This is a genomic window from Bacillus sp. FSL K6-1284, assembly GCF_038002625.1.
In the GTDB taxonomy this organism is placed as follows: Bacteria; Bacillota; Bacilli; order Bacillales; family Bacillaceae; genus Bacillus; species Bacillus paralicheniformis.
Genome location: NZ_JBBOCW010000001.1, coordinates 2,426,923 through 2,445,396, shown reverse-complemented (window position 1 = coordinate 2,445,396; position 18,474 = coordinate 2,426,923). Strand labels below are relative to the sequence as shown.

The window sequence follows — 18,474 nt, the reverse complement described above, 5'->3', positions numbered from 1 at the left end:
ATGTCTTTAAAACGAAAACTTAACCGCTATAAGCATCACCTGGGAAATCAAGCGAAAGAAGAAAAAACGGATTCTCCGGCAGAAAAGCGGACTTCCGTGTCCGTCGGTTTTGAGAAAGAATGGGCCGAACTCGGTGTTAAACCGTATGTGTTTGAGAACTGCTATTGCCTGATCAGGGAAGTCGTTTATCCGTTGACACATGTTCATGGCCATTACGCATTTTCTGAGCTGCATGAGACGGTTAGGCGCTGGAACAACAGCGACGTTTCCCATTCGCTTTCAAGCAAAGGGTATACACCGAGCCAGCTTTTCTTCTTTGATACGGAAACGACCGGTCTCGGGGGAGGAGCCGGCAATACGATCTTTTTGCTCGGCCATGCACGGGTGTATGATGACCGCGTAGTCGTCAAACAGCATCTGCTGCCAAAGCCGGGGCACGAAGCCGCCCTCTATCACAGTTTCCTGAGTGAAGTCGATATTCAGTCTCTTGTCACCTATAACGGGAAAGCGTTCGACTGGCCTCAGGTGAAAACGAGGCATACGCTGATCCGCGACAGGGTTCCGAAGCTGCCGGATTTCGGCCATTTTGATCTGCTCCACGGATCCCGCCGCCTTTGGAAGCATAAGTTTGACCGCGTCTCTTTGGGGACGGTGGAAAAGGAAGAGCTGGGTGTTGTAAGAACTGAAGATACGCCGGGCTACCTGGCGCCGATGATGTATTTTCATTTTTTAAAGGAGGAGCGTCCGGAAATCATTGAAGGCGTTTTGCGCCACAATGAGCTTGATGTGCTTTCTTTAATTTCTCTTTACATCCATTTATCGAAGAAAATCCTCACTCCGGAGCAGACAGCGGAAGCAAACGAAAAGTACGCGATGGCCAAATGGCTTCTCGCCAACCGGGAGACAGAGCTTGCGACAGCGCAATTGCAGGAGCTTGAAAAAAAGCCTTTCGAGCAGTCTGAACGCGCATCATTCGATTTATCCATGCAGTATAAAAAGCAGGGCATGCTAAAAGAAGCCGCATCCCTTTGGCTGAAGCTCCAAAATGGAACAGACGGAAAAACCGCCTGGCGCGCAGGCATCGAACTCGCCAAATACTTTGAACATCGAAAGCGGGACATTCGGGCCGCCCTCGAGGTAACGGATAACCTGATGCTGCAGCACGGTTCACAAAAGTTTGAGCTGACCGAAAAAGAAGTAGCCGGCCTTTTGAAACGGCGCGAGCGGCTGGAAAGGAAATTCGGACGAAATATTCCCCGGGCAAGCGCAGAAAACGACGATCTTCGAAAGCCAAACATTTCAAGCATGTTATGAATTGTAGAAACCGATCGCTTCTTGTAAAATAGCGTTAGAATGGTTTGAAGGGAGCGTCGATATGTATAAGGGGCTGTTTTATCTGTTTTTTGTCGTCGTACTGTTTATCGTATTAATCATGACGAATTTCAAGGAAAGCTTTATGGCTTACTTTTAAAATAGGTTTTTATATTAGTACATGTTTACCCCTTGCTTCATAGTTTAATAGTGTATATAGAAGCTTAAAGAAAGGGGAATTTTCATGCACTGTAAACCGCATGTAATGGCGCCGATTGTTCATCCTACTCAATGCTGCTACAACCATACGCAAAGCAAAACCGTCGTACCGCACATTCACCCGCAGCACACAACGAATGTCAACCATCAGCATTTTCAGCATGTTCATTACTTCCCGCAAACTCAATCAGCTGTCAACCAGGCATCACATCAGCACTTCGTGAGCCCTGGCGCAGGAATGATGCCCGGGCCTGGAGCGATGCCAGGACCTGGAATGGGTATGGGTCCTTACTAAAAAGGATTTTCGGAAGTTTTGTCAGGATGAACGAGCGCCGGATTGAACGTGAGCAACAGAATATCTTTTAAAAAAATGGGGCGGAATACGGCCCCATTTTTTAGCAGGTGATCATAATGAAAGTATTGGCCGTTACAGGGTACAAGCCGTTTGAACTGGGGATTTTCAAACAGGATGACAAGGCCCTGTTCTACATAAAAAAAGCGCTTGAAAACCGATTGACCGCCCTGCTTGAGGAAGGGCTGGAATGGATCCTTATCTCAGGCCAGCTCGGCACGGAACTATGGGCGGCGGAAGTTGCGTTTTCGCTGCAGGAAGAATATCCCGACTTGAAAGTGGCGGTTATCACTCCGTTTTTGGAACAGGAAAAGAAGTGGAACGAGAAAAATCAAGAGCAGTATGAAGCTGTGCTCGCAGCCAGCGATTTCACTGAAAGCTTGACACACAGGCCGTACGAAAGCCCGGTCCAATTTAAACAAAAAAACCGGTTTTTCATCGAAAAGGCGGATGGCTTATTGATTCTGTACGACGAGGAAAGAGAAGGCTCGCCTGTGTATATGCTGAATGAAGCAAAAAAAGCTCAAGAAAAACGCGATTTTCCGATTTACACGATTACGATGGATGACCTGAGAGTCACCGTTGAAGAAAGCAGCTTTTACGAAGAGTAAAAAGTGCAAGAGAAAATTTGACATTGCACACGTTTTCTGAAAAAATATAAGATGATGATTCACGATATGAGGTGAAAAAGATGCTTGCTGATAAAGTGAAGCTTTCTGCTAAAGAAATTTTGGAAAAAGAATTCAAAACAGGAGTCAGAGGCTACAAGCAGGAAGATGTTGACAAATTCTTAGACATGGTCATTAAAGACTATGAAGCCTTCCATCAGGAAATCGAAGAATTGCAGCAGGAAAACCTGCAGTTGAAAAAACAGCTTGAAGAAGCGAACAAGAGACAGCCGGCTCAATCAAATACGACCAATTTTGATATTCTAAAACGGCTTTCCAATTTGGAAAAACATGTGTTTGGAAGCAAATTATACGATTGATGAAAACCGCTTGCCCTTTAGAACAAACTAAGCTATAATAGTTGATGTCTTAACGTTCGGGTAATCGCTGCAGATTTTACATCTGTAGAGGAAAGTCCATGCTCGCACGGTGCTGAGATGCCCGTAGTGTTCGTGCCTAGCGAAGTCATAAGCTAGGGCAGCCTTGCAGAAGGCTGACGGCAGGAAAAAAGCCTACGTCCTTTATGGATATGGCTGAGTATCCTTGAAAGTGCCACAGTGACGAAGTCTCACTAGAAATGGTGAGAGTGGAACGCGGTAAACCCCTCGAGCGAGAAACCCAAATTTTGGTAGGGGAACCTTCTGGACGGAAATGAACGGAAAGAAGGACAGAGTTGACTCTGTAGATAGATGATTACCACCCGAGTACGAGGCTTAGCAGCCGACAGCAGTACGACGGAACAAAACATGGCTTACAGAACGTTACACACTATTATGATGATGACAATGTATAAGCTCTCCGCAGGTAGGAGAGCTTTTATCATGTAAAAAACATACATAAAAACAGGTGATATGATGAAAACCTATACATTAATTGCAACAGCGCCTATGGGAATTGAAGCGATCGTTGCCAAAGAGGTGCGAGATCTAGGATATGATTGTACGGTTGACAACGGCAAAGTCGTGTTTGAAGGTGATGCCCTCGCCATCTGCAGAGCCAATCTGTGGCTGAGAACTGCTGACAGGGTGAAAGTGCAGGTTGCCGAATTTACGGCCAAGACCTTTGACGAGTTATTCGAGAAGACAAAAGCGATCGACTGGAGCGCCTATCTTCCTGAACACGCCTCATTCCCCGTGACGGGAAAGTCTGTTAAATCAGTGCTTGCAAGCGTGCCGGACTGCCAGCGCATCGTCAAAAAGGCGATCGCCGAGAAGCTGAAATCAGCGTATCAGACACAAGGCGGGTGGCTTGAGGAAACAGGCCCGGAATATAAAATCGAAGTCTCCCTTTTAAAAGACAAAGCGGTCATTACGCTTGATTCATCCGGAGCCGGGCTTCATAAACGGGGATACCGAACCGGTCAAGGGGAAGCGCCGCTGAAAGAAACCCTCGCTGCAGCATTGATTCAATTGACAAATTGGACGCCTGACAGACCTTTCGTCGATCCGTTTTGCGGTTCGGGCACGATACCGATCGAAGCGGCTTTGATCGGCCAAAATATTGCGCCGGGTTTCAACAGGGATTTTGCATCCGAAAGATGGGAATGGATCGGCAAAGAAGTGTGGGATCAAGCAAGGCTTGAAGTCGAAGACAAAGCGAATTATGATCAGCCGCTGTCAATTTCGGGGTATGACCTGGATCATCGTATGATCGAGATCGCCAAAGCGAATGCCGAGGAAGCGGGACTCGCCGATTTCATCGAATTTAAGCAAATGCAGGTAAAGGATTTTCGGACGAAAGAGGAATACGGCGTGATTGTCGGAAATCCGCCGTACGGGGAACGCCTCGGTGAAAAGAAAGCAGTCGAAGCCATGTATAAAGATATGGGCGAAGCATTTGCCGGACTTGATACGTGGTCTGTTTACATGCTGACATCAAACGAGCGTTTTGAAGAGTGCTACGGGAAAAAAGCGACAAAAAAACGGAAACTCTTTAACGGTTTTATTAAGACGGACTATTACCAGTATTGGGGGAAAAGGCCGCCAAAACCGAATAAAGAGAAGTGAAGCTAAAAGGCTGCCATGAAACGGCAGCCTTTTTTCTTTCCATAGCTGGAAAGCCGCCGAACGGCGTTTTTAAATTTGCGCGCCCGCGGGATTATCCCCTTAAAAGCGCATGGCAAAACATCGATTCACTAGTAAATCCATGAATCATTTTTCTTTTTATAAGACGAATCATAGCATTTTTTGCGCGGCTCATAGTAGCAGTCTTTCTTGCAAGGTTTGTGGTAATCGTAGTCTTTTTTACAAGGCTCATGGTAGTAATAATCCTTTTTGCAATAATCGTAATCCTTCTTGCAAGGCTTATGGTAATCGTAGTCTTTTTTGTAATCCTCATGGTAGTAATAATCCTTTTTGCAATAATCGTAATCCTTCTTGCAAGGCTTGTGGTAATCGTAGTCTTTTTTGTAATCCTCATGGTAGTAATAATCCTTTTTGCAATAGTCGTAATCCTTCTTGCAAGGTTCATGGTAATAGAAGTCTTTTTTGCAAGGCTCATGGTAGTAGTAGTCCTTTTTGCAATAATCGTGATCTTTCTTGTAAGGATCATAATCATAATCCCAATAATCTTTCTTTGCCGGTTCATAATAGTACATAAACTCTCCACCTTTAGTCTATAAATTTTTAAGTCCCTACAGGATATGATAGAAAAACAGAATAGACTGGGTTTTTATTGTGGATAAAGCGCACATTGTCTAACACAGTCCTTACTATCTGATGTTAAGCTGTTGTTTGACTGGAAAAAGGGTGTTTGACCGCTGTGAAAACGGTTAAACGTAAATGTTGATATTTGATAACTTCCCCGAAATTTTGATACAATCAAAATCAGAATAAATATTCGATGGTAAGTTATCAAGGTGAGCAAAGCGTTTAGCAACTTGTTAAAGGATATCAGCAGATTACCACACACCCAAAAAGAACAAGATGGGTTAAACGCTATGTTGAACCTTCTTCCACTGTGGGTGGTCGATTAATCAAGGTGTCGCTGCGAAATATCTTGATTTTTATTTGTCGATAGTCGAAATGACAGTTTACGACTCGCAAAAATGAATGTGCAGTCCTAATTCAACCATTAAGCAGATTGTTAAAAAATGTTGAATCATTAAAAAAGAAAAATGAGGTTTGTATATGAATTCTGTCAGCCAAGAAATCCAAGATTTGTCCATTCAATCGTTGGAGTCAACTTTTAATAAACTAACAAATGCTTATAAAAGCACGAAAGAAAAAGGTTCAAACACAACTCTTGTCAAAAAGAGACTAAACGCAGTAAAAATTGGTTTAGAAAGCCTAAAAGGTATTTGGAATGGAGAAGATTTTGGCTATAACGAAGAAATCATATTGACTTCTAAAGAAGTTTTACAAGGTATCATTCCATCTATTGAAAAACAAATAGCCAAAGCAAAAGAAGGCAGTCCTCAAAAAACATTAAATGAGCGTCGCTTGACTGCACTAAAACTGGCAATCGAATCTTTGGAGAACCGTCTTATATAAGACGGTTCTTAAAGTTTTTAATTGTTCCGGAATTGGGTGAGTTACATAACAAGATTGAAGGAAACCATATATACTATGGATTCCCTTTATTTTTGCGTATTTATCAAGAGCAAAGAAAAAACATAAAATCAGCCTGTATAAAAACGATTCATCCTGCATATACTCGGGATTATTGATTTTGAAAAGGGGTGATTTCATGTTGAACAGCGATCACATTCATATGATTCAAAAAGCGCTGGAGACGTCAGAAAACCAGCTCGAGGACATTGGCGAAGAGCGCCTTACATATGCGAAGGAAGAATTGAAAAACGCGATCAGCCATATGGAATCGACGGATCATCCGTTTTTGACGCATTCGATTTACCGGAAATAGTTAAGAGAGGCTTCCTGCTCCTTTTCTCAAATCTTTCTTGTTGAATTTCCCGAATCATAGTGATAGGATAGAAGTTCTGAAAACTCGATAGTTGGGGGTTGGAGCAGGGTGACAGCATCTCGTCTGCCTTTTTCATTAACAAAAACAAAAAACTTTTATGAAGAACTGAACAATTGGATCGGTGATGTATTTTACGATATTCTTCCTGAAAAAGGCTTTGATTTGCGCGATGAGCAAATATTCATGGCTTTTCAATTAGAACGGGCATTTAAGGAAAAGAAGGTCATGTTTGCAGAAGCCGGAGTCGGAACCGGAAAAACGCTCGTCTATCTTCTGTTTGCCTTGAGCTATGCTAGGTATACGGGCAAGCCGGCGGTCATCGCTTGTGCGGATGAGACGCTGATCGAACAGCTCGTCAAAAAAGAAGGCGATATTTACAAAATTTCCGAGCATTTGGGCTTGACGATTGACGCAAGGCTCAGCAAATCGCATGATCAATATTTATGTTTGAAAAAACTGGAGAAAACGATGCAGCGATCTGATGATGAGAAATGGCTTGACCTCTACGAAAGTCTGCCGTCTTTCGTTCATGAATCGCAGGGCATGCAGTCTTTTTATCCGTACGGCGACCGCAAAGAGTATTCGTCTTTATCAAATGATGAATGGTCTGAAATCGGTTACGATTCTTTTCAAGACTGTCTCACGTGCGACATGAGGCACCGATGCGGACTTACACTGTCAAGAGACCATTATCGAAAATCAACCGATTTCATCATCTGTTCCCATGATTTCTATATGGAGCACGTTTGGACAGAAGAGGCGAGAAAACGGGAAGGCCAGCTTCCGCTTTTGCCGGAACACAGCGCTGTGGTTTTCGATGAAGGGCATCTGCTCGAGTTTGCGGCGCAAAAGGCGCTGACGTACAGGGTGAAGCAATCGACGCTCGAAATGTTTCTCGAGCGCCTGCTCGGCAATGACATCAGAGAAGAATTTGCAGAGCTTGTCGAAGAAGCGCTTCGCGCCAACGACGAATTTTTCGGTTTGCTTTCAGAAAACGCCGAAAAAGCAGAAGGCTCTGAGCGCATGCGCATCAAAGATCATGCCAATCTGAAAAAAGCGGCCGCCGAGCTGTATGATTTGCTTGAAAAGATCGGGGAGGCGCTCGTTTTTGAAGGCGAGCTGTACACGATCGACCAATACGCTTTAACCGTTGTTGAAGAGTATCTCGAACAGATGGCTTACTCCCTTTCGCTCTACAGGAAAAATGCGATCAGCTGGCTTGAGCAAAAAGAGCTTGAGTCAACATTCGTCGTCATGCCGAGAACCGTCTCCGAAGTTCTCGGAGAAAAAGTGTTCTCCAAGCAGATTCCATTTATTTTCTCATCGGCGACATTATCGGAAAACGGATCGTTCGATTATTTAGCGACAAGCCTTGGGATCCGCGACTACTTATCATTTACCGTTGATTCGCCGTACGACTATGAAGAGCAGATGAAAGTGTACATCCATCGAATTGAGGAAAAAGAAGCAAAAGAAAAAGCGGCAATCCGTGCAATCAAAGAATCCGGCGGGAAAACGCTGATTCTGTTTCCGTCTTTTGAGGAGCTTCTGTCCTTCAAGCGCCGGACTGCACAGGAATCATTTTCGTTTCCTGTTTACTTTGAGGGGGATGAAGAAATCAGTACAATTGTTGAAAAGTTTCAAACGGTTGAAGAATCCGTTTTGTGCTCTGTGCATCTATGGGAAGGGCTCGATATTCCCGGAGATCCGCTGCAACATGTCATCATCTGGTCGCTTCCTTTTCCGCCGCATGATCCTGTGTTTGAAGCGAAGCGGAGCGGTTTGGAAAACGCCTTTCGCGAAGTAGACCTTCCTTACATGCTGCTAAGGCTGCGCCAAGGCATCGGCCGTCTGATCAGATCAAACAGCGACCGCGGCACGATCAGCATTTTTGCGGGCGATGAACAAGAATGGAATGTGATAAAAGAAGTCGAATCTGTGCTTCCTGTTCAGCCGGTTTATGTATAAAGAAAAGCGGACATCCCGCTTTTCTTTTTTTTGGTTGCATAAAAGTTGACTTTCGTAAATATTTCCATTAGTCTGATTACAATTCGCATCATATAAGGGAAGAGGAGGATGAATGATGTCGATCAATACATATGAAAAAGAGTTTTTAGAAACATTAAAGAAAATCAGCCGGTATGAGCAGGCGATTAACGTGATGTATTGGGATATGAGGACGGGCGCGCCGAGAAAAGGCGAAGAAAGCCGCGCCGAAGCGATCGGACAATTGTCGGCAGACGTCTTTCAAATGAGAACGTCCCCGCGGATGAAGGAGCTTTTGGATGCCCTTGCCGAGCAAAAACAGGATCTGCCTGCCGATACACAGAAAGCGGTTGAGGAAGCGAAAAAAGAATACGATTTAAACAGCAAGATTCCGGAAGAGGAGTTCAAAGAATATACGACGCTGACATCCAAAGCGGAATCCGTCTGGGAAAAAGCGAAAAAGGCGTCCGATTTTTCTCTCTTTGCTCCGTATTTAGAAAAAATCATCGACTATAAAAAACGGTTTATCTCGTACTGGGGATATGAAGGCCACCCCTATAACACCCTTCTGGACCAATACGAACCAGGCGTTACAGTCGAAAAGCTCGACGGCCTTTTTTCTGAATTGCGGGAGGCGATCGTTCCGCTTGTACAAAAGATTGCCGCCAGTGATCAAAAGCCTGATACGGGCTTTGTGCACGAACGTTTTCCAAAAGAGCGGCAGCGCGATGTATGCCACTTTTTCTTAAAAGAACTGGGCTATGATTTTGAGGCGGGGCGCCTGGATGAGACGGTTCATCCTTTCCAGGTGACGATCAGTCAAGGGGATGCCCGGGTGACCACAGCATATAATGAAAACGATTTTCGCTCGGCCGTTTTCGGAACGATTCATGAATGCGGCCATGCCATTTATGAACAGAACATTGATGAAGCGCTGGGCGGAACCAATTTAGCAGACGGCGCATCAATGGGGATACATGAATCCCAATCCCTTTTCTATGAGAACTTTATCGGCAGACATCAAGGTTTTTGGAAGCGGTATTTTGAGAAAATAAAAGAAGCAAGTCCTGACCAGTTTGCAGGCGTTACTGCCGAAGGGTTCTACAGGGCCGTTAATGAATCAAAGCCGTCGCTGATTCGGATTGAGGCTGATGAGCTGACATATCCGCTGCATATTATGATTCGCTACGAAATTGAAAAAGCGATTTTCAGCGGCGAAGTATCGGTCGGAGACCTTCCGAAACTATGGAATGACAAATATGAAGCATATCTGGGCATTACGCCTCCTGACGATGCTAAAGGAATTCTGCAGGATGTCCATTGGTCCGGCGGCGATTTCGGTTATTTCCCTTCATATGCGCTCGGATATATGTATGCGGCTCAACTGAAATCAAGCATGCTGAAAGATTTTCCGGAGTTTGACCGCATGATTGAAAACGGCGAATTTGAACCGATCAGAAAGTGGCTGACAGAGCACGTTCACATCCACGGCAAAAGAAAAAAACCGTTGGACATCATCAAGTCTGCGACAGGCGAAGAATTAAACGTCCGTCATTTAATCCGCTACCTGAAAGAAAAATATACAACACTCTATTTGTAAAAAAGAAATCCCTCCCGTGAGCCCGGGAGGGATTTTTGGATCAGAATTTTCTGTTAAATACGAACATTAAACTGAAAAAAATGTGTGCAGGTTCGTCTTTTTTGTTTTATCCCTTTTCAACCGGATCGAAAGTTGATATAATTTGATACATTATATCACTCATATAATCGCGTGGATATGGCACGCAAGTTTCTACCGGACACCGTAAATGTCCGACTATGAGTGGGCGCTAAGAAAACGAACGTCTTTTAGTGAAACAGACGGAATTCGTCTTTTTAAGCATTGCCCGCTCGCATTCAAAATCCGAGCGGACAATGCTTTTTTTTATGAAGGGCAATTGATGAACGGAGGGGTTTAATGGAAAAGCTAAAACGAAAAATTGCAGAGCATGGCACGGTGTTGTCTGACGAAGTGCTGAAAGTTGATTCATTTTTAAATCATCAAATCGATCCGGAATTAATGCTTGCTGTGGGCGAAGAGTTTGCCTCGCTTTTCCGGGAGGAAGGCGTCACGAAGATTGTGACGATCGAATCCTCAGGCATCGCACCTGCCGTGATGGCAGGCTTGAAACTGGGCGTGCCGGTAGTATTTGCAAGAAAGCGTCAATCGCTTACCTTAACGGAAAATCTGTTGACGGCTTCTGTCTATTCATTTACAAAAAAAACGGAAAGTACGATTGCCGTATCAGCCAGCCATCTTTCAAAGGATGACAAAGTTCTGATCATCGACGATTTTTTGGCAAACGGACAAGCGGCGAAAGGGCTCGTTTCCATCATTGAACAGGCCGGCGCAAAGGTGTGCGGAATCGGGATTGTCATCGAAAAATCATTCCAGACGGGCAGGGAGGAGCTTGACAATCTTGGAATCAGAGTCGAATCCCTTGCGCGTATTGCATCTCTTGCCGATGGAAAAGTTACCTTTTTACAGGAGGTTGGGTCATGAAACTTACGGCCGGTAAAACCGTTTCATTAAGCATTCAGCACGTCCTGGCCATGTATGCAGGAGCCGTTGTCGTGCCGCTGATCGTCGGCGGCGCTCTCGGCTTGACGCCGGCTGAACTGACATACCTTGTGTCTGCCGACATTTTGATGTGCGGTGTGGCGACACTACTGCAAGTTTGGAAAAACCGCTTTTTCGGAATCGGTTTGCCTGTTGTATTGGGGTGTACGTTCACAGCCGTTTCACCGATGATTGCGATCGCTTCAAAATACGGTATTCCAGCGATCTATGGAAGCATCATAGCAGGCGGTGTGATTGTCGTTATCGTTTCTTTTTTCTTCGGAAAGCTTGTTAAGTTTTTCCCTCCCGTGGTCACAGGATCGGTCGTCACGGTGATCGGTATCACCTTGATTCCCGTTGCGATGAACAACATGGCCGGCGGTGAAGGCAGCAGCGATTTCGGCGAGCTGTCCAATCTTGCTTTAGCTTTTTCCGTTTTACTGGTCATCGTCCTTTTATATCGTTTTACAACAGGATTTATCAAATCCATTTCCATTTTAATCGGTTTAATTGCAGGAACAGCCGGCGCCGCTCTGATAGGAAAAGTTGATTTTACAGAAGTGGCAAACGCAGGCTGGGTGCAGATGATCCATCCGTTTTACTTCGGCACTCCCGTTTTTGAGATCACACCGATCTTGACGATGTCCCTCGTGCTGATCGTCAGCCTTGTCGAGTCTACAGGCGTCTACTTTGCATTGGGTGATTTGACGGACCGCCGGCTGACAGAAAAAGATTTAGCAAAAGGCTACCGTGCCGAAGGGATTGCCGTGCTGCTGGGCGGGGTTTTCAACGCCTTCCCTTATACGGCCTATTCGCAAAACGTCGGTCTCGTCCAGCTGACAGGAGTTAAGAAAAACAGCGTGATTGCGCTCGCTGGAGCTTTTCTTATTCTGTTGGGGCTGTTTCCGAAAGCCGCTGCTTTAACGACGATCATTCCTAAACCTGTGCTCGGCGGCGCTATGGTCGCGATGTTCGGCATGGTGATCGCCTACGGGATCAAAATGCTGAGCCGGGTTGATTTCGGAAAGCAGGAGAACTTATTGATCGTAGCGTGTTCCATCGGACTCGGCCTAGGCGTGACGGTTGTACCGCAAATGTTTCAAAACCTTCCTGATGCCGTCAAGCTTTTGACAGAGAACGGAATTGTCGCGGGAAGCTTTACAGCCATTCTCTTGAATGCGATCTTTCATATCCATCCGTTTTCTCGTCATGCTGAACAGCCTGAAGCAGTTCCAACTGAAAAATCAGCCGTTTAAAACCTCACAGATTGTGAGGTTTTTTTGCATTGCGGATAAGCCATACTACCGGTATGAAGAGGAGGCGTAACGAATGGAAACTGTGAATGAGCTTGTCGAACGAATCAGCACGAAAGACGGCGGTGAAGCTGTCATCCGTCCCGTCAAAATGGCGGATGCCCCCGACATCATTGAAGCAGTAAAAGATGTGATTCAAACCGGTGTGTACATCCAAAAAGAACGGCCGCGCACACTTGAGGAAGAGCGGGCATTCATCAGCGATATGATGGAAAAGGATAACATGTATGCGGCGGTTGAAATCGATGGTGCGGTGTACGGAATTGCCCGGGTCATTCGCGGCGACCTCAAAATGAAGCGGCACACGGGGCTGTTCAGAACATGGCTTCACAGCAAAGCGCAAGGGCTTGGAATCGGCAGGGAAATCATGTCCTACACCCTCAACTGGTGCAGGTTGCATCGTCTGCATAAGCTCTGCCTGACCGTATTTTCTGCAAATAAAGCAGCGCTGTCGCTCTATGAGAAAAGCGGCTTTATCATTGAAGGGGTTCAAAAGGAGCAGGTTTTTGCGGACGGGAAATATGAAAATGAAGTGCTGATGGCCTATTTTTTCGAGAGGTCCACATAAGGCCTGGCGATTCGGGAGACGCTGTAAATAGAGGTGGTGTTATGGCCTACGTCATTTCGGCGGGGACAAGCCTTCCCCGCTGCCATGTTGACCAGAAGGAAGCGGCCGTTTTTGCGAGGGAGATGTTCAAAGATTCATTTAAAGACATTGACCGGCTGCTGTCAGCTTTTCAAAATGGAGAAATCGCTTCAAGACAATTTGTCATGCCTTTGGATTGGTATAAAGAATCCAGGAGCTTCAAGGAAAAAAATCAGGCGTACATTGAAATGGCTGTCAGACACAGTGCAGAAGCCGTTTCGAATTGCCTGTCAGACGAACGGTTTTTGAAAAAAGAAATCCCTTTCGAAAAAATTGAAGCGATTTTTTTTATATCTTCTACAGGCATCTCGACTCCCGGCATTGAAGCGAAGCTCATGAACATTCTGCCTTTTTCAAAACAGACGAAGCGGATTCCGATTTGGGGGCTCGGCTGTGCAGGAGGAGCATCAGGTATAGCGCGGGCATTCGAATACTGCAAAGCGTTTCCAAAAGCCCATGTCCTTGTGATTGCGGCGGAGCTGTGCAGCTTAACGTTTCAAAAGGATGATCAATCGAAAAGCAACCTTATCGGCACATCTTTATTTGGCGATGGAATCGCCGCACTCTTAATGTGCGGCAAGGAAGCGGATATCTCATCAGCCGGATTGGAGGTTCTTCCGGAAGTAGTGAGCTCACAATCAGCCACCTTGGAAGATTCGGAAGATGTCATGGGCTGGGAAATCAATGACAACGGTTTCCGTGTCGTTTTTTCCAGGGACATTCCGACATTGATCAAAACACATTTAAAGAATGATGTCGAAGCATTTCTCAATAGGGAACAACTCGCTTTGGAGAACATTCAAGTATTTCTTGCCCATCCTGGCGGAAAAAAAGTTCTCGACGCTTATATAGCAAGCCTCGGCTTTTCCGAAGCGCACATCGACTGTTCACGAAAAATTTTGGCCAGGCACGGCAATATGTCATCAGCCACTGTGATGCATGTTTTAAAAGAATATTGCCTGCATGGCAGTCCCATACCGGGAAAATATGGTCTCTTAGGGGCGCTCGGCCCGGGCTTTTCATCGGAGCTGCTGCTTTTGAAATGGACAAAAAGAGAGTGACTGACACATGTTTTGGACAATTTTAAGCATTTTTGCCGCCCAGCGCCTGCTTGAGCTGGCAGTCGCGAAGTTCAATGAAAAAAACGCTCTGAAAGAGGGAGCGGTCGAATACGGGAGACGTCATTACCCTTATATCGTCGCGATGCATGTTTTGTTTTTCATATCTTTGATTTGGGAAACGATCGCTTTTCAACGCGGACCTCTTCCGATGGCGCTTGTCGTATTAACAGGCCTCATCTTCACTCAGGCCCTCCGGTATTGGGCGCTCTTTTCTCTGGGGAGATGCTGGAACACGAAAATCCTTGTCATCCCTGGAACGAACCTTGTCCGAAAAGGGCCTTATCAATGGTTCAAACACCCGAACTATGTGGCGGTGGCTCTTGAATTTCTGCTTTTGCCCCTGCTTTTCCAGGCATACGCCACCGCACTTTTATTTACGGTGCTCAACGCTGCTGTCATGTACATCCGCATCCGCACGGAAGAACAGGCATTAGAAAAATTACACCATTGAAAATGATTATCATTTTATTTATAATGATGATAAACATTCTCATTATAGGATGGTGAGTCGCGTATGACGATGTTTTTTTTGCTGGCGGCGGTCAGTACATACAGTTTATTGATTGGTTATGTCTTAAAAGGTATCGCAGGAGCGAATCCGCAAAAATAAATAAATACACGTGCTGAAGCTGCCGAAACAGGCAGCTTTTTCTCGTTTTTTCTTTCAGATTGTGAAGAAAAATACAGCAAGGTTGTGTAAAATGGGAGAAAGGGCTAAGATGGCAAACAACAACGCAAAAAGGGGTAGGAAACATGGCACAAATAAACACGAAAGACGACCTGTTGAAAAGAGCCGGAGCGGTTTTCGGGGAGCTCAGGAAGAACGGGGATGACAAGCGGTCTGCGCAGCTTGCGGGAATCATCCGAAAATGGCTAAGAAAAGAAGTGTACATTGCGTTAACCGGACATTATTCAGCAGGAAAATCATCGCTATTGAACGCGCTGCTTCAGGAAGACGTCCTGCCGACAAGTCCGATACCGACGAGCGCCAATCTTGTGCTGGTCCGCCGGGGGGAAATGAAAACAACACTCCATACGATCGATGGAAGATACGCCCGGATGGATGGCTCTTATGATAAAGAAAAAGTGCAGGCGTACTGCAGGGACGGCAGCCAGATTGAAATGGTGGAAATCGAGGGGCCATTTTCAGGAATCGCGCCTCAGGCCGTCTTAATTGACACGCCCGGAATTGATTCGACGGACGATGCCCATTTTTTATCGGCGTCTTCGATACTTCACCAGGCGGATGCCTTGTTTTATGTCGTGCATTACAATCATGTCCATTCCGAAGAAAATGTGAAATTTCTTCGATCAATAAAAGATCAGATACCCAATATTTTTTTCATCGTGAACCAGATTGACCGTCATGACGAAGCAGAAACAGGCTTCCATGCCTATAAAAAGCAAGTGCTTGATATGCTGCAGAAAGAAGGGATCGATGAAGATCATCTCTTTTTTACATCGGTCACCGAAGCCGGTCATCCACTGAACGAATTCACCCGGCTTCACGCTGTGCTGGAAAGGTTGCAGCATCAATCCGAACAGCAGCTAAAGGCATATACGGAGCAAAAAATCAGCAGCCTGATTCATGAACATATCAAAATGCTGATCAGTGACGAAGACATAGCTCTGTCTGAAGAAACCGCTTCCTTAAGAGAAAAAGTCGAGTCTGTAAAAGCACGGCTTGCCGATTTGATAGAACAGGAAAAACGGGCGGAGGAACAAATCAAAAAAGACATTCATACAATTGCCCAAAACGCAAACTTAACGCCGTTTGAGATGAGAGAACTGGCCAAATCGTATTTGGAATCTATCGAAAAAGGCTTTAAAAAAGGCTTTCTTTTCAGCAAGGCCAAAACGCTTGAAGAAAAACAAAAACGAAAAGAAGTGTTTCTTGCCGACGTTCAAAAAAGGGTTCAAGCCGAAATCGACTGGCATGTCATTGAAGCAATCAAGGCTTTCATGAACCGCTTTAACGTCCAGAGTGATGAACTGCTTCGGGACGTTCTTCAATTTCGGACAGAGGTAGATGAAAATGAACTGCTTCGTTCCCAGAAAAAAGGGGCTGAGCTTACACCGGAATACGTGCTGAACTATACGAAAGAACTGGCTGAAAACATCAGAAGAAAGGCAAAAAGACAAGCGCAGCCGCTTATCGATCAGCTCAAAACATTCATCAAAGAAAGAAGCGGCCTGCAGGCGGAAGCGATGAAAGTCGAATATGAAGCGGAACAGGCGAAGCTCGCCGAGCTCGAAAGCCGGTTGATCGAACAGCAGAAGTCATATGAAAAAGCAAACCGTCTCTGGGATCAATGGGAACACGGCGATCAGAGCGAGCTGCCAGCGAATTGGTATGCCGAAGAAAAAAAGCCCCTTGAAAAACCGCTTGATGCCCGACGAGCGGAACCGGTCCGTGTGCAAGGGGAAAACAGCAGCCGTAAAGACGATGTGCTCCATCCGAAAAAGGGCGTTTCTGAGTACATTGAGCACTTTTTCGACTTGGCCCGGTTTTTGGCGGATATTCCTGCTTTGGAAAAGCAGCGAAAAGCATTCTTGGACAAAACGGAACGCCTTCATACAAAGCAGTTTACCCTGGCGCTCTTCGGCGCATTCAGTTCCGGCAAATCGTCTTTTGCAAATGCGCTCTGCGGGCGGAAAGTGCTGCCGTCATCTCCGACGCCGACAACGGCAACGATTAATAAAATAACAAAACCGTCGGGAACCAAAAGGAACGGGACGGCTGAAGTCGTTTTTAAAACGGAAGAGGAAATCAGAGCGGAACTGGATCAGCTATTGGAGGGGAAAATGGCTGCGGCAAAAGGCTCCGCTTTTGGCGAAAAACTTGGAAACCTTTTGAAAAAAGGAGACCTGGATGATGATGAACGGCTGCTGATCAAGAACTTCCTCAAAGCTTATGAGCGTTATGGTTCATATATCAACGATCGGGAAATCCTGACGATTTCCGCTGAAGATCTGCATCCGTATGTCGCTGAAGAACAAACGGCCTGCGCCGTCCGTGAAGTCACCGTTTATTTGAGCACACCGGTCACGGAGAAAGGAATTACGATCGTCGATACACCGGGTGCCAGCAGCATGAATAAGCGGCATACTGAGCTTGCGTTTCAATACATGAAAGATGCCGATGCTCTGCTTTACTTAACATACTACCAGCATGCATTTTCCAAAGCGGACCGGTCGTTTTTGCGCAAGCTCGGACTCATTAAAGACGCTTTCAGCATGGATAAAATGTTTTTTATTTTAAATGCGGCAGACCTCGCGGAAAACCCGGCCGAATTACAGACGGTTGAAGACTATGTTAGGGGAGAGCTCTTGAAAGAAGGCATTCAAAACCCGCATCTGTATCACGTATCGAGCAAACAGGAGCTCAGCAAAAAAGCTTCGCCGAATAACGATTTCAGCAGATTAAAGCGGGAGCTCGACGATTTTATCGAAAATGGTCTAGCCAGAACAGCTGTCGAAGAGCTGCTTGATGAAGGCAAAAAACTGTGTGAAACCGTCTTTCAGCTCCGCCGTTCACTGCACCGTTCCGCTGAAGAAAAGGAAGCGGAGCAAAAGCGGATCGCCAAAGCTTATCAAGCGGCTTTAGCTGTCATTGAAGAAGCAGAAAAGGGATCATCAATCCTTCAAATGACCGAAAAGGATGTGGAAGAGCAATTTTACCACATGAGGCAGCGCCTGGCCTTTTATGCACACGATTTATTTAAAGCTGCAATCCATCCAGGGCTTCAGAACGGAGATTGGCGCGCCAATCTGCAAACCGCTTTGAAAAGCTGCTTAAAGGAGTATGAATTCGAATTTTTGCAGGAACTAAAAGCGCTTGATATCAGAATGGAAAACATCATGCTCAAGTATGCCGGCGAACAGTGGGCAAATGCCGTAAAAGAGCGGCTTGCCGATAATCCTTATTTTGCGGTTCATATCACAGCTGACCGCCCTGAGACCGGCAGCTGGGAAACAGCTGCAGCGTCAGCGGATGAAGGGGAATTTGCAGATGAACTGAAAATGTTCAAAACGCCTAAAGCGTTTTTTCAGCAAAATGGCAAAGCCCGGCTTGTCGAGGCGTTTACTGCAAAGCTTTCGGCTATCACGGACGAATGGATTCAACGTGAAAAGCGGACATGTTTAAAGCGCTGCAAAACGAGCGCCGGACAATTACAGAAAGCGGCTGTTCTGTCCGCAAAAGCTCAACTCGAAGAACAAAAAGAAGCGTACTTTCATGAGCCGTTGGAAAGCGCAGAGCGTGAAAACATTGAAAAAGCGCATAACTTGGCAGGCGAATGGCTCCGCTCAAGTTGAATCAGATTGATATTGGTA

Annotated in this window: 17 protein-coding genes, 1 other RNA gene, 1 pseudogene and 1 riboswitch; of the genes and pseudogenes, 18 read left to right on the top strand and 1 reads right to left on the bottom strand. The window is 45.7% G+C overall.

What is annotated here, in order from left to right; translation table 11 throughout:
• The 6 genes from MHB72_RS12555 to MHB72_RS12530 all read left to right on the top strand — a co-directional run bounded on the left by MHB72_RS12555 (nucleotide 1) and on the right by MHB72_RS12530 (nucleotide 4,556).
• Nucleotides 1-1,314 carry a ribonuclease H-like domain-containing protein gene (locus tag MHB72_RS12555; protein WP_216920198.1) on the top strand — a complete coding sequence of 438 codons (1,314 nt, stop codon included), beginning with the start codon at nucleotides 1-3 and terminating at the stop codon, nucleotides 1,312-1,314.
• Nucleotides 1,315-1,555: 241 nt separating this feature from the next.
• Complete coding sequence (locus tag MHB72_RS12550) at nucleotides 1,556-1,825, top strand: CotD family spore coat protein (RefSeq protein ID WP_020451911.1); 270 nt, start codon at nucleotides 1,556-1,558, stop codon at nucleotides 1,823-1,825.
• Nucleotides 1,826-1,941: 116 nt separating this feature from the next.
• The gene (locus tag MHB72_RS12545; protein ID WP_039072801.1) at nucleotides 1,942-2,493 is read left to right on the top strand and encodes a DUF1273 domain-containing protein; all 552 of its coding nucleotides are present in this window, start codon (nucleotides 1,942-1,944) and stop codon (nucleotides 2,491-2,493) included.
• A gap of 80 nt (nucleotides 2,494-2,573) precedes the next feature.
• Complete coding sequence (gene gpsB, locus MHB72_RS12540; RefSeq protein ID WP_003182873.1) at nucleotides 2,574-2,870, top strand: cell division regulator GpsB; 297 nt, start codon at nucleotides 2,574-2,576, stop codon at nucleotides 2,868-2,870.
• Between the two features lie 52 nt (nucleotides 2,871-2,922).
• Nucleotides 2,923-3,309, top strand: an RNA gene (rnpB, locus tag MHB72_RS12535) — RNase P RNA component class B.
• Nucleotides 3,310-3,404: 95 nt separating this feature from the next.
• Entirely contained in the window at nucleotides 3,405-4,556 is a 1,152-nt protein-coding gene (locus MHB72_RS12530; protein WP_026579403.1) for a THUMP domain-containing class I SAM-dependent RNA methyltransferase, read from the top strand.
• A gap of 128 nt (nucleotides 4,557-4,684) precedes the next feature.
• Here the strand turns inward: MHB72_RS12530 and MHB72_RS12525 are convergent, their stop codons facing one another.
• Entirely contained in the window at nucleotides 4,685-5,146 is a 462-nt protein-coding gene (locus tag MHB72_RS12525) for a hypothetical protein (protein WP_020451908.1), read from the bottom strand.
• A gap of 261 nt (nucleotides 5,147-5,407) precedes the next feature.
• On the opposite strand from MHB72_RS12525, the pseudogene MHB72_RS12520 reads away from it, so the two are divergent.
• The 12 genes and pseudogenes from MHB72_RS12520 to MHB72_RS12465 all read left to right on the top strand — a co-directional run.
• Nucleotides 5,408-5,526 (top strand): annotated as a pseudogene (locus MHB72_RS12520) (IS1595 family transposase); the annotation flags it as partial.
• Between the two features lie 152 nt (nucleotides 5,527-5,678).
• Complete coding sequence (locus tag MHB72_RS12515) at nucleotides 5,679-6,041, top strand: hypothetical protein (protein ID WP_020451907.1); 363 nt, start codon at nucleotides 5,679-5,681, stop codon at nucleotides 6,039-6,041.
• A 196-nt stretch (nucleotides 6,042-6,237) separates the two neighbouring features.
• Nucleotides 6,238-6,414 carry a hypothetical protein gene (locus MHB72_RS12510; RefSeq protein ID WP_020451906.1) on the top strand — a complete coding sequence of 59 codons (177 nt, stop codon included), beginning with the start codon at nucleotides 6,238-6,240 and terminating at the stop codon, nucleotides 6,412-6,414.
• A 108-nt stretch (nucleotides 6,415-6,522) separates the two neighbouring features.
• Complete coding sequence (locus MHB72_RS12505) at nucleotides 6,523-8,442, top strand: ATP-dependent DNA helicase (protein ID WP_075213141.1); 1,920 nt, start codon at nucleotides 6,523-6,525, stop codon at nucleotides 8,440-8,442.
• Nucleotides 8,443-8,557: 115 nt separating this feature from the next.
• On the top strand, nucleotides 8,558-10,060 hold the full coding sequence (locus tag MHB72_RS12500; protein WP_039072799.1) for a carboxypeptidase M32: 1,503 nt from the start codon (nucleotides 8,558-8,560) through the stop codon (nucleotides 10,058-10,060).
• 139 nt (nucleotides 10,061-10,199) lie between these two features.
• Nucleotides 10,200-10,299: riboswitch (purine riboswitch) on the top strand.
• Between the two features lie 118 nt (nucleotides 10,300-10,417).
• Nucleotides 10,418-11,002, top strand: a complete 585-nt coding sequence (xpt, locus tag MHB72_RS12495; protein WP_020451903.1) for a xanthine phosphoribosyltransferase — start codon at nucleotides 10,418-10,420, stop codon at nucleotides 11,000-11,002.
• Nucleotides 10,999-12,315, top strand: a complete 1,317-nt coding sequence (locus MHB72_RS12490; RefSeq protein WP_075213139.1) for a nucleobase:cation symporter-2 family protein — start codon at nucleotides 10,999-11,001, stop codon at nucleotides 12,313-12,315. The genes xpt and MHB72_RS12490 overlap by 4 nt, the downstream gene beginning before the upstream one ends.
• 73 nt (nucleotides 12,316-12,388) lie before the next feature.
• A complete protein-coding gene (locus tag MHB72_RS12485; RefSeq protein WP_075213138.1) occupies nucleotides 12,389-12,940 on the top strand; it encodes a GNAT family N-acetyltransferase in 552 nt (183 codons plus the stop codon).
• 41 nt (nucleotides 12,941-12,981) lie between these two features.
• Entirely contained in the window at nucleotides 12,982-14,079 is a 1,098-nt protein-coding gene (locus MHB72_RS12480) for a type III polyketide synthase (protein ID WP_035338545.1), read from the top strand.
• Nucleotides 14,080-14,086: 7 nt separating this feature from the next.
• The gene (locus tag MHB72_RS12475) at nucleotides 14,087-14,590 is read left to right on the top strand and encodes an isoprenylcysteine carboxyl methyltransferase family protein (RefSeq protein ID WP_039072797.1); all 504 of its coding nucleotides are present in this window, start codon (nucleotides 14,087-14,089) and stop codon (nucleotides 14,588-14,590) included.
• A gap of 63 nt (nucleotides 14,591-14,653) precedes the next feature.
• A complete protein-coding gene (fbpC, locus tag MHB72_RS12470; RefSeq protein WP_003182857.1) occupies nucleotides 14,654-14,749 on the top strand; it encodes a Fur-regulated basic protein FbpC in 96 nt (31 codons plus the stop codon).
• 143 nt (nucleotides 14,750-14,892) lie between these two features.
• Nucleotides 14,893-18,456, top strand: a complete 3,564-nt coding sequence (locus MHB72_RS12465; RefSeq protein WP_101561019.1) for a dynamin family protein — start codon at nucleotides 14,893-14,895, stop codon at nucleotides 18,454-18,456.
• Nucleotides 18,457-18,474: the final 18 nt, after the last annotated feature.

Coding starts and splice junctions, on each gene's coding strand:
- MHB72_RS12555 (WP_216920198.1), top strand. CDS start 1: ATGTCTTTAAAACGAAAACTTAACCGCTATAAGCATCACCTGGGAAAT.
- MHB72_RS12550 (WP_020451911.1), top strand. CDS start 1,556: ATGCACTGTAAACCGCATGTAATGGCGCCGATTGTTCATCCTACTCAA.
- MHB72_RS12545 (WP_039072801.1), top strand. CDS start 1,942: ATGAAAGTATTGGCCGTTACAGGGTACAAGCCGTTTGAACTGGGGATT.
- gpsB (WP_003182873.1), top strand. CDS start 2,574: ATGCTTGCTGATAAAGTGAAGCTTTCTGCTAAAGAAATTTTGGAAAAA.
- MHB72_RS12530 (WP_026579403.1), top strand. CDS start 3,405: ATGAAAACCTATACATTAATTGCAACAGCGCCTATGGGAATTGAAGCG.
- MHB72_RS12525 (WP_020451908.1), bottom strand. CDS start 5,146: ATGTACTATTATGAACCGGCAAAGAAAGATTATTGGGATTATGATTAT.
- MHB72_RS12515 (WP_020451907.1), top strand. CDS start 5,679: ATGAATTCTGTCAGCCAAGAAATCCAAGATTTGTCCATTCAATCGTTG.
- MHB72_RS12510 (WP_020451906.1), top strand. CDS start 6,238: ATGTTGAACAGCGATCACATTCATATGATTCAAAAAGCGCTGGAGACG.
- MHB72_RS12500 (WP_039072799.1), top strand. CDS start 8,558: ATGTCGATCAATACATATGAAAAAGAGTTTTTAGAAACATTAAAGAAA.
- xpt (WP_020451903.1), top strand. CDS start 10,418: ATGGAAAAGCTAAAACGAAAAATTGCAGAGCATGGCACGGTGTTGTCT.
- MHB72_RS12490 (WP_075213139.1), top strand. CDS start 10,999: ATGAAACTTACGGCCGGTAAAACCGTTTCATTAAGCATTCAGCACGTC.
- MHB72_RS12485 (WP_075213138.1), top strand. CDS start 12,389: ATGGAAACTGTGAATGAGCTTGTCGAACGAATCAGCACGAAAGACGGC.
- MHB72_RS12480 (WP_035338545.1), top strand. CDS start 12,982: ATGGCCTACGTCATTTCGGCGGGGACAAGCCTTCCCCGCTGCCATGTT.
- MHB72_RS12475 (WP_039072797.1), top strand. CDS start 14,087: ATGTTTTGGACAATTTTAAGCATTTTTGCCGCCCAGCGCCTGCTTGAG.
- fbpC (WP_003182857.1), top strand. CDS start 14,654: ATGACGATGTTTTTTTTGCTGGCGGCGGTCAGTACATACAGTTTATTG.
- MHB72_RS12465 (WP_101561019.1), top strand. CDS start 14,893: ATGGCACAAATAAACACGAAAGACGACCTGTTGAAAAGAGCCGGAGCG.